10 protein-coding genes are annotated in these 12,823 nt (G+C 61.5%); 1 reads left to right on the top strand and 9 read right to left on the bottom strand.

The window, feature by feature from the left end:
• Nucleotides 1–38: 38 nt before the first annotated feature.
• Complete coding sequence (locus ERD78_RS15650; RefSeq protein WP_129970269.1) at nucleotides 39–524, top strand: DUF1178 family protein; 486 nt, start codon at nucleotides 39–41, stop codon at nucleotides 522–524.
• A gap of 155 nt (nucleotides 525–679) precedes the next feature.
• On the opposite strand, the gene efp is transcribed toward ERD78_RS15650, so the two are convergent.
• From efp to acnD, 9 genes are all read right to left on the bottom strand, one after another.
• Nucleotides 680–1,237 (bottom strand): elongation factor P, encoded by a 558-nt coding sequence (gene efp, locus ERD78_RS15645; RefSeq protein ID WP_129970268.1) that lies wholly within the window; start codon nucleotides 1,235–1,237, stop codon nucleotides 680–682.
• Between the two features lie 154 nt (nucleotides 1,238–1,391).
• Nucleotides 1,392–2,522: an elongation factor P maturation arginine rhamnosyltransferase EarP gene (gene earP / locus ERD78_RS15640; protein WP_245152498.1), complete on the bottom strand. Its 1,131-nt coding sequence runs from the start codon at nucleotides 2,520–2,522 to the stop codon at nucleotides 1,392–1,394.
• Nucleotide 2,523: 1 nt separating this feature from the next.
• Nucleotides 2,524–3,723: a DUF2863 family protein gene (locus ERD78_RS15635; protein WP_129970266.1), complete on the bottom strand. Its 1,200-nt coding sequence runs from the start codon at nucleotides 3,721–3,723 to the stop codon at nucleotides 2,524–2,526.
• 126 nt (nucleotides 3,724–3,849) lie between these two features.
• Nucleotides 3,850–6,435, bottom strand: coding sequence for a bifunctional aconitate hydratase 2/2-methylisocitrate dehydratase (acnB, locus tag ERD78_RS15630; RefSeq protein WP_129970265.1), 2,586 nt, complete (start codon nucleotides 6,433–6,435; stop codon nucleotides 3,850–3,852).
• A 193-nt stretch (nucleotides 6,436–6,628) separates the two neighbouring features.
• Nucleotides 6,629–6,907: a GNAT family N-acetyltransferase gene (locus ERD78_RS15625; protein WP_129970264.1), complete on the bottom strand. Its 279-nt coding sequence runs from the start codon at nucleotides 6,905–6,907 to the stop codon at nucleotides 6,629–6,631.
• A 15-nt stretch (nucleotides 6,908–6,922) separates the two neighbouring features.
• The gene (locus ERD78_RS15620; RefSeq protein WP_129970263.1) at nucleotides 6,923–7,318 is read right to left on the bottom strand and encodes a hypothetical protein; all 396 of its coding nucleotides are present in this window, start codon (nucleotides 7,316–7,318) and stop codon (nucleotides 6,923–6,925) included.
• Between the two features lie 103 nt (nucleotides 7,319–7,421).
• On the bottom strand, nucleotides 7,422–8,873 hold the full coding sequence (locus ERD78_RS15615) for a bifunctional 2-methylcitrate dehydratase/aconitate hydratase (RefSeq protein WP_129970262.1): 1,452 nt from the start codon (nucleotides 8,871–8,873) through the stop codon (nucleotides 7,422–7,424).
• A 65-nt stretch (nucleotides 8,874–8,938) separates the two neighbouring features.
• Nucleotides 8,939–10,138: a 2-methylaconitate cis-trans isomerase PrpF gene (gene prpF / locus ERD78_RS15610; protein WP_129970261.1), complete on the bottom strand. Its 1,200-nt coding sequence runs from the start codon at nucleotides 10,136–10,138 to the stop codon at nucleotides 8,939–8,941.
• 17 nt (nucleotides 10,139–10,155) lie between these two features.
• Nucleotides 10,156–12,750, bottom strand: a complete 2,595-nt coding sequence (gene acnD / locus ERD78_RS15605; RefSeq protein WP_129970548.1) for a Fe/S-dependent 2-methylisocitrate dehydratase AcnD — start codon at nucleotides 12,748–12,750, stop codon at nucleotides 10,156–10,158.
• Nucleotides 12,751–12,823: the final 73 nt, after the last annotated feature.

Raw genomic sequence — 12,823 nt, 5'->3', positions numbered from 1 at the left:
GCCTTGCAATTATCTGCATTCACCCCCATATTGACTTCATGGCACTCAAAGTTTACGACCTTCAATGCGACCACGGGCATGTCTTCGAAGGCTGGTTCGGGTCGGAAGACAATTACGAAACGCAGCGCGCTCGCGGGCTGCTGTCCTGCCCTGTCTGCGATAGCACAAATGTTCAGCGCAAGTTGTCCGCGCCGAGACTAAATGTCAGCCATCTGCGGGCCGAAGCGCAAGCGCCCGCTCCCCAGGGCGCCTCCCGGCAGGCGGCCAATGCCGTTGCCGCGCCCGGCGGCGCCCAGCTGGCGAAGCTTCAGGCCGAAGTGCTGCGCCATATCCGCGGAATTATCCGCAACACGGAAAATGTGGGCGACCGTTTCGCGCAAGAGGCCCGCCGCATGCATGAAGGAGAAGTGGCAGAGCGCGCCATACGCGGCACCGCCACGCCGAGCGAGCAAGAAGCCCTGGCTCAGGAGGGCATCGCGATCATGCCCATCCCTGCGTTTCTGGATGACGATCGCCTGCAATAGAACCGGAAAACCCTATCCGCGTTGCGAGGCGGTGCGGGCTGTGCTTCTTGGACGACGGTGCGGAGTGTTCTCGATACCGATCCCCGGGCTGGCTCGGACTGGCCCGAGGCAAAAAAGGCAGCGCATATGCGCTGCCTTTTTTGTATGTACCGCTATTACATGACACGGCTGCGATATTCGCCTGTACGCGTATCGATTTCAATCTTGTCGCCGATGTTGCAGAACAGAGGAACGGAGATTTCCATGCCCGTGTTGGTTTTTGCGGGCTTGAGCACCTTGCCGGAGGTATCGCCTTTCACTGCGGGTTCGGTATAGCTGATCTCGCGCACGACAATGGTGGGCAGCTCGACAGAGATGGCCCGGCCTTCGTAGAACACGACTTCGACCTGCATGCCTTCCTCAAGATAACTGAGCGCATCACCCATGCTTTCGGCCTCGACCTCGTACTGGTTGTACTCCTCGTCCATGAAGACGTACATGGGGTCGGCATAGTAGGAGTAGGTGCATTCTTTTTTATCAAGAACAACCACCTCGAATTTTTCATCGGCCTTGTAGACGGATTCGCTACCCGACCCGGTAAGCAGGTTCTTGAATTTGAGCTTGACGACAGCCGCGTTACGGCCCGATTTGTTGTATTCGGCTTTCTGCACGACCAAGGGATCGGTGCCAACCATGATGACATTGCCGACGCGCAATTCTTGTGCGGTTTTCATAAAACTTGGGACTCCGGGGATGATTGCTCCGCCAGGTGACGCTGCGGGCCGGAGCAGACTTGCAAAGCTGATTATTTTAGCGCGTTTGGCCGTTTTCTGCTTGCAAGAAGCCCGTCGCAGAATAAAAAAAGGGATACATGTCAATGACTTGGGACTAGCGGTTCAGTTTTCGGGCCTGTCGCCAGAAATCGAGCAAGGCGCTAGCAAGATCCCGCTGCGCTGAGAGCGCCTTGCACCATGCTTCGCTCGCTTTGGCCCACGCCTGGTACTGGACCGCGCCCAGACAGGCGGACAGTGCCGCACACAATGCATCGTCGTCTTCCGTGTTCCAGCAGCGCATGACCTGGCCAACGGTGGGATCGTAGGGCGCCAGGGCCAGCCATGCCCGCAGCTTGGCCATATGGGCATCCTGCGCCTGAGGATAAACATGCCAGAGCATGGGACGCGCTGCCCATAGCGCGCGGACCAGGGAGTCCTCTCCACGAACACAGTTCAGATCGCTGCTCCAAAGCAGCCGGTCGAACATATCCTGGCTGACGAAAGAGATCTCCGTTATGAGTAGTGAACCATGCTGTCCGCGACGCAGTGCCGGGCATACGCCTGCGGGAACAAGCATGACGCTGGGCTGCGGCTGCGCCTGCAGCGCATGGACGAGCCCGTTGACTGGCGCATGCGGGTAGCAGAACAGCATGATCTGCCGCGCCCCTTCGCGCAGCATGGCAAGGGCCGGTGCTGGCACGCCTGCTTGCGACAGCGTGAACCAGCGTGCATCGGGATCGGCAAGCCATTGGTCCCGCTGCGACAGCAGGCCAGGCTCACGCAGCAGGCCGCCCGTCCCCGCCTCGAAGCCCGGAAAGAAAAAAGCCTTGCGCAGGCCATCCGGGCGCAGCGAGGGCAATGCATGGAAGTCACGCACCCAGGGCTCGGCGCTGAGATATTCCAGATTGATCCAGAAGCTGTCGCGGCTGGCCATGGAGGCTACAAATGCCGCAGGTGGATCGCAGGCGAAAGCCTCGATCACGACATCATGGGGAGCAGGCAAGGCGGTGTCGGGCCGCCAGGGCACGATGTCCACATCCGCAATGCGCATCGTGGCGGAAGCCGACGGGATTGCGCTCGCTGCGCCCGGCTCGATGCAGGAAAAGGCGGCCATGTCATCCACCCAAATGCGAACCGGGCCGGTGTCCGGCCTACGGGCCAGCTGGCGGGCTAGCCGCCAGCACACGCCGATATCACCGAAGTTGTCGACGACGCGGCAGAACAGATCGAAGGAAGGATGCGTCACATCAGTGAAAATGGATAGGCCCCGGATCGGCCTCCTCGGGAAACTCGGGATGCAGCATCTCGCCCAGCGGATTGGGGAAGTAGGGTGCGCCGCAGTCATCGCAGAATTCGGCGGGATATATGCCAGGGAGCCGGCGCACGTCGCGCACGTCCATTTCCTTGAGCAGCGCCGCGATTTCGTCCGGCACGTCCACCTGGCCGGTTTCCATGCCATCCGCCACGGCTTCTTCCTTGCTAAGCACGGGCCATACGCAGCCGTAGATGACTTCGTTACTTTGCTTCAGGCTGAAGCCGATACGATATTCCTCGATAACGGATTCGCCGCAGGCGGCAATGACGGCTCTTACGCCCTGATCGAGCACGGGCCCGGCGTTGTGCAGCCAGGTGACGGCGGCCTTGAGCGCCAGCGGCCGTATGCGGCGGTCGGCTTCCCTGCTGTTGACATAGTAGGCGTCCGGCTGCAGGTATTCCATCTGGCAGCCTGTGAAGAGTGGCGCCAAAATTGGATTGGCCGCCTCCACCCAGGCCTCACGACATGCCTCGCGGCTTGCCGCCTGGCCGTCCTGGGTTGTTTGCCAGCGGAAAAGCGGTTCGCCGTGAGGCGCTACCAGAATACCGACGACAAAGCGCGCATCGGCCAGCATGCTGTCGGCGTCGACGGACTTGATCAAGCCTTGGAGGTCGCCATTCTGGTCCAGTGCCTCGCTGGCAAGGCGTTGGGTCCAAGCGCGCGTGTCCTGGAATGTCTGCGGCATCTGGTCAAACCCCACCAACTGCGGCAGCACGGCAACACGCGTGCCGGACGCCGCAATATGCGTTTTTATCTGATCGAGCAGTTGCGCATGCTGCGCCGGCCTCAGCGTGCCGACGGGTAACTGGTAGCGCGTCCAGGCAACAATCGGCGCGGAAAACAGCAGTGCGTCCCAGGATTGGTCCTTGAGCCGCAATGTTGTTGATTCGGACAGGGTTTCCGCCTGTTCGACCAGGATCTCGTAGGCATTGGTGTCCGTGGCTAGCAGATGTTCGAGGGCGTTTTCCAGCGTCCGGCTTTTCTTTCCGAGCAGGATCTTGTCCAGCAGTGCGCCAAGCTGGTTCTCCCAGAATATATCTTCGAGCCGGCTGCCCGAGCGAGCGAGCGCCGTGGTCAGGGCCAGAAGGCGTTGGGCGTCACGGGAAAAGCGGGAAGGGGAGGGTGCGGTCATACGGCATGTAGCGAGGTTCGGGATGAATAAGACTAGTGTAACCTTGCGGTCGCAATAAAGCGCGGGCGGGGACTAAACCCCGCCCGCGCTTTGTCGTCGTGGAAAGGGCCTGCCGGCCCTGGATGGTCAGACCCCGACGGCGTCGGCGATTTCCTTGAAGTCGTCGATCTGGTCGAAGTTCATGTAGCGGTAGATCTGCGCGCCGCTTTGATTGATGATGCCCATATCGGCCATATACTCTTCGCGGGTGGGGATGCGACCCAGGCGGGAGCAGATGGCAGCCAGTTCAGCGGAACCCAGAAACACATTGGCATTCTTGCCAAGGCGATTAGGGAAATTGCGTGTGCTGGTGGACATCACGGTGGCGCCCTCGCGCACCTGTGCCTGATTACCCATGCACAGCGAGCAGCCCGGCATTTCCATGCGCGCGCCCGCAGTGCCCAGCGTGTTGTAATGGCCTTCCTCGGTGAGTTGCTTTTGGTCCATCTTGGTGGGCGGCGCCACCCACAGCTTGGTGGGGATGTCGCGCTTGCCTTCGAGCAGCTTGGATGCCGCGCGGAAGTGGCCAATGTTGGTCATGCAGCTGCCGATGAACACTTCGTCGATGGTCGTGCCAGCCACGTCTGACAATGTCTTTACATCGTCGGGGTCGTTGGGGCAGGCGACGATGGGCTCGACGATGTCAGCCAGATCGATATCGATGACGGCGGCGTAATCGGCGTCGGCATCCGGTTCGAGCAGTTGCGGATCGGCCAGCCATGCCTCCATGGCGCGCACGCGGCGCGCCAGGGTGCGTTCATCTTCGTAGCCATTGGCGATCATCCATTTCAGCAGCGTGATATTGCTGTTGATGTATTCGATGATGGGCTCTTTGTTCAGACGTACGGTGCAGCCCGCTGCAGAACGCTCCGCGGATGCATCGGTAAGCTCGAAAGCCTGCTCTATCTTGAGATTGGGCAGGCCTTCGATTTCGAGGATGCGGCCGGAGAAGATGTTTTTCTTGCCTTTTTTCTCGACGGTGAGCAGACCCTGCTTAATGGCATACAGCGGAATGGCATTGACCAGATCACGCAAGGTGACGCCAGGCTGCAACTCACCCTTGAAGCGCACCAGTACGGACTCGGGCATATCCAGTGGCATGACGCCTGTCGCGGCAGCAAAGGCCACCAGGCCGGATCCGGCGGGAAAGCTGATGCCTATGGGGAAACGCGTGTGCGAGTCGCCGCCGGTGCCGACGGTATCGGGCAACAGCATGCGATTGAGCCAGGAGTGAATGATGCCATCGCCAGGACGCAACGAGACGCCGCCGCGTGTGCTGATGAAGGCGGGCAACTCGTGGTGGGTCTTGACATCGACCGGCTTGGGATAGGCGGCCGTATGGCAGAACGACTGCATGACCAAGTCGGCCGAGAAGCCCAGGCAGGCGAGATCCTTGAGCTCGTCGCGGGTCATGGGGCCGGTGGTATCCTGGCTTCCCACGGAAGTCATGCGTGGTTCGCAGTATGTGCCGGGGCGCACGCCTTTGCCTTCCGGCAGGCCGCAGGCGCGTCCGACCATTTTCTGAGCCAATGTGTAGCCCTTGCCGCTGTCGGCCGGGTTGTGCGGGAGGCGGAAATGCGTGGAAGGTTCGAGACCCAGCGCCTCGCGCGCCTTGGCGGTGAGGCCGCGGCCGATGATGAGGGGGATGCGGCCGCCTGCACGGGCCTCGTCGAGCAGTACTTCGGACTTGAGTTCGAACTCGGCGATAACCTTGCCGTCTTTCAGTGCCTTGCCTTCGTAGGGGCGCAGCTCGATGATGTCGCCCATGTCCATTTGCGAGACGTCCAGCTCGATGGGCAGGGCGCCGGAATCTTCCATGGTGTTGTAGAAGATGGGCGCGATCTTGCTGCCTAGGCAAACGCCGCCGAAACGCTTGTTGGGAACGTATGGGATGTCTTCGCCAGCGTGCCACAGCACGGAATTGGTGGCGGACTTGCGGGATGAGCCGGTGCCCACGACGTCGCCGACATAGGCGACGAGATTGCCTTTTTGCTTGAGCGCTTCGATGAGCTTGATGGGGCCGGTCTTGCCCGGCTCGTCGGGCTCGATACCGGGACGAGGATTCTTGAGCATGGCCAGCGCATGCAGCGGAATGTCGGGACGGCTCCAGGCATCGGGCGCGGGGGAGAGGTCGTCGGTGTTGGTTTCACCGGTAACCTTGAAGACTGTGAGCTGCAGGCTTTCAGGCACCTCGGGACGAGAGGTGAACCATTCGGCGTCGGCCCAGCTTTGCAGAATCTGCCGCGCATAGGCGTTGCCCTTGTCGGCCTTTTCCTTGATGTCGTGAAAGGCATCGAAAACCAGCAGCGTATGCTTCAGGGCGTCGGCGGCGTCCTGGGCTAGGGTGTCGTTGTCGAGCAGATCGATGAGGGGGCTGATGTTGTAGCCGCCCAGCATCGTGCCCAGCAGCTCGGTGGCGCGCTTGGCGCTGATGAGTGCACAGGTTTCCGTGCCCAGGGCGACGGCGGCCAAGTAGGACGCCTTGACCTTGGCGGCATCGTCGACCCCGGCCGGCACGCGGTGCGTGAGCAGCTCGAGCAGAAACTCGGCCTCGCCTTCTGGCGGGTTCTTGATGAGCTCGATGAGATCTGCGGTTTGCTGTGCGGTGAGGGGCAGGGGAGGGATGCCCAGGGCGGCGCGCTCTGCGACGTGTTGGCGGTAGGTGTCCAGCATTGGGTAGCCTTTGTGTTGAGGAATGAGGAGTATCTTGATGGCCGTATTGTAAGGGCAGAGGCACTGTTTCGGCAAATGTCTTATATCTTATATAAGACTTGTTGCACAAAGCGCAGCCCAGGTGTTGCGTTCTTGCACGGGATCGGCCGCGGCCAGGTGTACGGTGGCCTGCCCGAAGGGCCTGCCGCGGGCATCAGGAGGCCAGCAAATCCTGCTGTTCGGGGTGGCGGCGGATGTAGGCGGCCGCGTAGGAGCACAGGGGCCGGACCATCCAGCCGTTCTCGCGGGCGGTGTCGAGGGCAGCCTGGACGAGATCGGCCGCGATGCCCCGGCCGCCCACGGCCTCAGGCACGCCAGTATGGGTGATGGCCATGATCCCGCCCCGCAATGTGTAGTCGAGGACGGACAGCATGCCTTCTTCTGTGTATTGGAAGCGCTGTGCTTCGGTGTTGTGTTCGATGGCGCGGCTCATGTGTGTTCCTATGCGTCAGGCCATTGTAATCAGGATCATGATCCACAGGAGGATCATGGCGGCAATACCCAGGAAGCAGCCTCCCCAGAGGCCGTACAGCGGCCATTTTATGCGGGATGGCACCTCGGCAGGATTGACGTGGGCAAGCAGCCGGTTGGCATTGCCGACGACCCACCAGCGGCTTTTAGGCAGGCTCAGGCGGAAGAAATAGTCCATGAGCATGGCCGCCTTGATGGGGAAAGGATAGCGCTCCCAGGGGTAGCGGTCGAGGTAGGGATGGCGCAAAGTGAGATTGGTGGTGCGCAACCGGAAAAAGACCAGCACGAGTCCCGATACCAGCGCGGTCAATGCGCAGGCCACCATGACGGTGAAGGACAAGGCCAGTGTGTATTGGATGATGGTGGAAGACATAACCGGTTATTTTGCCACAGCCGGCGCATGGCGGCGCCGGAAAAGACGCCCCGGCCCGTTGGCGGCGCCGCCGTTCCCGAGGGTCGCGGCGGGTTGCCTGCCGTCAGATGACGTACATGTCCACGTATTCATGAACAGGCATGGATTCGAGTTTCTTCTGATCGAGGGATATATCCAGGATGCGCTGCTGCTGCTTGGCCGGGAAGCGTCGCGCCAGATTGGTGCGGAACTTGGCCTCCAGGAGGGGGATGCCATCCTTGCGGCGGCGCTTGTGGCCAATGGGGTACTCGCACACGATCTCGTCAAGCCTGCTGCCGTCTTCGAATTCCACTGTCAGCGCGTTGGCGATGGAGCGCTTCTCGGGATCGTGATAGTCGCGGGTGAAGGCGGGGTCTTCCACGCATTCCATCTTGTCGCGCAGGACGTCGATGCGCGGGTCGGCGGCGATATCGTCCTCGTAGTCGCCAGCGGTCAGGCGGCCAAACAGAATGGGCACGGCAACCATGTACTGTATGCAGTGATCGCGGTCAGCCGGGTTGTTCAGCGGCCCCTTCTTGTCGATGATGCGAATGCACGCTTCGTGAGTCCGAATGGTGATCTTCCGTATGTCTGCGGCTGTCTTGCCGGCCTTCTTGATCTGATCGTGAATCTGCATGGCGCATTCCACCGCCGTTTGCGAATGGAATTCGGCCGGAAAGGAAATCTTGAACAGTACGTTCTCCATGACGTAGTTGCCGTAGGGCCGCTGGAACTTGAATGGCTGGCCTTTGAACAGTACGTCGTAGAAACCCCAGGTCTTGGCCGTGAGCACCGAGGGATAGCCCATTTCGCCGGTGCGGGCGATGAGGGCCAGGCGAACCGCGCGGCTGGTGGCGTCGCCCGCCGCCCAGCTCTTGCGGCTGCCGGTGTTGGGCGCATGTCGGTAGGTCCGCAGGCTTTGGCCGTCAACCCAGGCCAGCGAGACAGCATTGATGATTTCATCCCGCGACAGGCCGAGCATCTTGGAAACCACTGCCGTGGAGGCCACTTTGACCAGTACGACGTGGTCCAGGCCGACCTTGTTGAAGGAGTTCTCCAGCGCGATGCAGCCTTGAATTTCGTGCGCCTTGATCAGCCCCGTGAGCACGTCGCGCATAGTAAGCGGCGCCTTGCCGGCGGCAACAGCGTTGCGCGAAAGCCAGTCGGCCATGGCCAGTATGCCGCCCAGATTGTCGGAGGGATGTCCCCATTCGGCGGCCAGCCATGTGTCATTGAAGTCGAGCCAGCGTATCATGACGCCGATGTTGAAGGCGGCCTGCACCGGATCGAGCTGAAACTGGGTGCCCGGTACCTTGGCGCCATTGGGGACGACCGTGCCGGGCACGATGGGGCCCATGAGTTTGGTGCAGGCCGGATACTCCAGCCCCTCCAGGCCGCAGCCCAGCGTATCGATGAGGCAGTTGCGGGCGGTTTCGTAGGCCAGCTCACTCTTGATCTCGTAATTGAGCACATAGTCGACGATGTCAACCAGCACTTGATCGGGATCGGGCCGAACATTGGAAATGGGAGCGGACATAATGATGGTTCCTGTGTTGCTGAAAATGAAGAACAAATAGGCTACGGGGGCGGCAGGCCAGCGGCCTACAAGCCGGGTGCAAGAACGCTGCCAGGCACACGCACCGCGCCTTCCATCAGTATGCGCGCACTGCGGCTCATGATCGCTTTGCGGACCTTCCATTCGCCGTCTTCCTGCGATGCCTGCGCGCCCACGCGCAGTGTGCCGGACGGATGGCCAAAGCGTACCGCCTCGCGGTCACCTCCGCCAGCCGCAAGATTGACCAGTGTTCCGGGGATGGCGGCAGCCGTGCCGATGGCCACCGCCGCCGTGCCCATCATGGCATGATGCAGCTTGCCCATGGACAGCGCCCGAACCAGCAGATCGATGTCGCGCGCGGCAACGGCCTTGCCGCTTGAGGCTACGTAGTCTGCGGGCGAGGCCACGAAAGCGACCTTGGGCGTATGCTGGCGTGTGGCCGCTTCGGCCAGATCGCCGATCAAACCCATGCGCAATGCGCCGTGCGACCGTATGGTTTCGAACATGGCCAACGCCTTGTCGTCGCCGTTAACGGCCCCCTGCAGTTCCGTTCCCGTATAGCCGATGTCGGTGGCATTGATGAAAATGGTGGGAATGCCGGCATTGATCATGGTGGCGCGCAGGATGCCTATCCCTGGCACGTCCAGGTCGTCCGCCACATTGCCGGTTGGAAACATGGCGCCGCCGTCGGGGCCGTCATCGGCGGGGTCCATGAATTCGAGCTGCACTTCGGCGGCGGGGAACGTGACGCCGTCCAGCTCGAAATCGCCAGTCTCCTGCACTTCGCCGTTCGTGATGGGCACATGGGCAACAATGGTCTTGCCGATGTTCGCCTGCCAGATGCGCACGGTTGCAATACCGTTGCGGGGTATGCGTCCAGCATCGATCAGCCCGCGCGTCAGCGCAAAGGGGCCCACTGCGGCGGACAGATTGCCGCAATTGCCGCTCCAGTCCACGAAGGGCTTGTCAATGGAAACCTGGCCGAAGAGATAATCCACTTCGTGGTCGGGACGCGTGCTGCGCGACAGTATCACGGTCTTGCTCGTGCTCGACGTGGCGCCGCCCATGCCGTCGGTCTGCTTGCCGTAGGGGTCGGGGCTGCCGATCACCCGCAGCAGCAGGGCGTCACGTGCCGGGCCGGGCTGCCGTGCGGCCGGCGGCAGGTCCTGAAGGCGGAAGAAGACGCCCTTGCTGGTGCCGCCGCGCATATAGGTGGCGGGAATGCTGATCTGAGGTGCGTGAGCCATGGTCTGTTCCTGTGGTATCAAACGGCCGCCGACGATTGAATGAAGTCCTGCGCAAAGCGCTGCAGTACGCCGCCCGCCTCGTAGATGGAGACTTCCTCGGCGGTGTCCAGCCTACAGGTCACCGGGACCTCGATGCGTTCGCCATTGCGCCGGTTGACGATCAGGGACAGCGTGGCTCCAGGCCTGGGTTTGCCAATGACATCGTAGGTTTCGGTGCCGTCGATGCCGAGTGTCTTGCGGGTCGTACCTGGCTGGAACTCCAGCGGCAGCACGCCCATGCCGACAAGATTGGTGCGGTGAATGCGTTCGAAGCCCTCGGCCGCGATAGCCTCCACGCCAGCCAGGCGCACGCCCTTGGCGGCCCAGTCGCGCGAGGAACCTTGGCCATAGTCGGCGCCCGCCACAATAATCAAGGGCTGCTTGCGTTCCATATAGGTTTCTATCGCTTCCCACATACGGGTGACCTTGCCTTCCGGCTCGATCCTGGCCAGCGATCCTTGCCTGATTTCACCGTTGTCCATGACCATCTCGTTGAGCAGTTTCGGATTGGCAAATGTGGCGCGTTGCGCGGTCAGGTGGTCGCCGCGATGGGTCGCGTAGGAGTTGAAATCCTCCTCAGGCAATCCCATCCTTGCCAGGTATTCGCCTGCGGCGCTGCTGGGCAGAATGGCATTCGAGGGAGACAGGTGGTCGGTGGTGATATTGTCGCCGAGCACGGCCAGAGGGCGCATGCCCTTGAGCGTGCGCTCACCGGCCAGTGCGCCTTCCCAGTAGGGCGGGCGGCGTATATAGGTGCTGGTGGGGCGCCAGTCGTAGAGCGGGCTGATTTGCTCGTTGCTGCGCACGCTGGATGCGAACATCGGCTCATAGACCTGGCGGAAGAATTCGGGCTTGACGCTGGCACGCATGATGGCATCGATTTCCTCGTCGCCAGGCCAGATATCCTTCAGCGTGACCGGCTTGCCGTCCTTGTCCATGCCAAGCACATCTTTTTCAATGTCAAAGCGCACCGTGCCGGCAATCGCATAGGCAACCACCAGCGGTGGCGATGCCAGGAAAGCCTGCTTGGCGTAAGGATGGATGCGTCCGTCGAAATTGCGGTTGCCTGACAATACGGCCGTCGCATAAAGGTCGCGATCTATGACTTCCTTCTGGATTTTCGGATCGAGCGCGCCGCTCATGCCATTGCAGGTGGTGCAGGCAAAGCCCACGATGCCAAAGCCGAGTGCTTCCAGCTCGGCCATCAGGCCTGCATCTTCGAGATAGAGTTGCACAGCCTTGGAACCGGGCGCCAGGGACGTCTTTACCCAGGGCTTGCGTGCCAGGCCGCGCGCATTGGCATTGCGTGCCAGCAGTCCGGCGGCAATCACGTTGCGGGGGTTGCTGGTATTGGTGCAGCTGGTAATGGCGGCAATGATGACGGCACCGTCGGGCATGAGTCCGGGTACGTTCTCCACTTTGCCCGCAATACCGCGCTCGGCCAGGTCGGAGGTGGAAACACGCCGGTGCGGATTGGATGGACCGGCAATATTGCGCACGACGGTTGATAGGTCAAACTTGAGTACGCGTTCGTACTCGGCGCTCGCCAGGCTGTCCGCCCAGAAGCCGGCATGCTTGGCGTAGGTCTCCACGAGCTTGACCTGTGCATCGTCCCGGCCTGTAAGCTTCAGGTAGTCGATGGTTTGCTGGTCGATATAGAACAGCGCGGCGGTGGCGCCATATTCGGGTGTCATGTTTGAAATCGTGGCCCGGTCGCCCAGCGTCAGGCTGGATGCGCCCTCGCCGTAGAATTCGATGTAGGAGGAAACGACTTTCTGGCTGCGCAGGAACTCGGTCAGCGCCAGCGCAAGGTCGGTGGCGGTGATGCCGGGCCGAAGCTTGCCGGTCAGCTCGACACCGATGATGTCGGGCAGACGCATCCAGGATGCGCGGCCAAGCATGACACTTTCCGCTTCGAGCCCGCCCACACCCACGGCAATCACGCCCAGCGCGTCGACATGCGGCGTATGGCTGTCGGTGCCTACCAGCGTATCGGGGAAGGCCACGCCGTCGCGGGCATGCACGACGGGCGACATACGCTCCAGATTTATCTGGTGCATGATGCCGTTGCCTGGCGGAATCACGTCGACATTCTTGAATGCTTTTTTGGTCCAGTTGATGAAATGGAAGCGATCGTCGTTGCGGCGGTCTTCAATGGCACGGTTCTTGGCAAAGGCATCCTTGTCGTAGCCGCCGTGCTCCACGGCAAGGGAGTGATCGACAATGAGCTGCGTGGGCACGACTGGATTGACCAGCGAGGGGTCGCCGCCTTTCGCGGCAATTGCGTCACGCAGCCCCGCAAGGTCCACCAGCGCCGTCTGGCCAAGGATGTCGTGGCATACGACGCGGGCCGGATACCAGGGGAAATCGCGCTCGCGCCTGCGCTCGATAAGCTGGCGCAGCGAGTCGGTGAGTATCGACGGATCGCAACGGCGCACGAGATTTTCTGCGTGGATGCGTGATGTATACGGCAGCTTGTCGTATGCGCCGGGTTCAATGGCATCGACGGCTGCGCGCGTGTCGAAATAATCCAGCAGTGTGCCGGGCAGCGGCTTGCGGTAGGCGGTGTTCATGGCATGCGAGGAAGAAGGGTGAGCGGGCAGGGCAGCACCAGGCGGCACGGATGCGCCGCCTGGTGCTGCTCTG

The organism is Allopusillimonas soli (genome assembly GCF_004153445.1).
GTDB lineage: Bacteria > Pseudomonadota > Gammaproteobacteria > Burkholderiales > Burkholderiaceae_B > Allopusillimonas > Allopusillimonas soli.
The sequence above is the reverse complement of the archived record's forward strand: the minus strand, read 5'-3'. Positions and strand labels throughout refer to the sequence as shown.

Bases quoted from the DNA above. Each gene is read 5' to 3' on its own strand.
- ERD78_RS15650 (WP_129970269.1), top strand. From the start codon at position 39: ATGGCACTCAAAGTTTACGACCTTCAATGCGACCACGGGCATGTCTTC.
- efp (WP_129970268.1), bottom strand. From the start codon at position 1,237: ATGAAAACCGCACAAGAATTGCGCGTCGGCAATGTCATCATGGTTGGC.
- ERD78_RS15635 (WP_129970266.1), bottom strand. From the start codon at position 3,723: ATGACCGCACCCTCCCCTTCCCGCTTTTCCCGTGACGCCCAACGCCTT.
- acnB (WP_129970265.1), bottom strand. From the start codon at position 6,435: ATGCTGGACACCTACCGCCAACACGTCGCAGAGCGCGCCGCCCTGGGC.
- ERD78_RS15625 (WP_129970264.1), bottom strand. From the start codon at position 6,907: ATGAGCCGCGCCATCGAACACAACACCGAAGCACAGCGCTTCCAATAC.
- ERD78_RS15620 (WP_129970263.1), bottom strand. From the start codon at position 7,318: ATGTCTTCCACCATCATCCAATACACACTGGCCTTGTCCTTCACCGTC.
- ERD78_RS15615 (WP_129970262.1), bottom strand. From the start codon at position 8,873: ATGTCCGCTCCCATTTCCAATGTTCGGCCCGATCCCGATCAAGTGCTG.
- prpF (WP_129970261.1), bottom strand. From the start codon at position 10,138: ATGGCTCACGCACCTCAGATCAGCATTCCCGCCACCTATATGCGCGGC.
- acnD (WP_129970548.1), bottom strand. From the start codon at position 12,750: ATGAACACCGCCTACCGCAAGCCGCTGCCCGGCACACTGCTGGATTAT.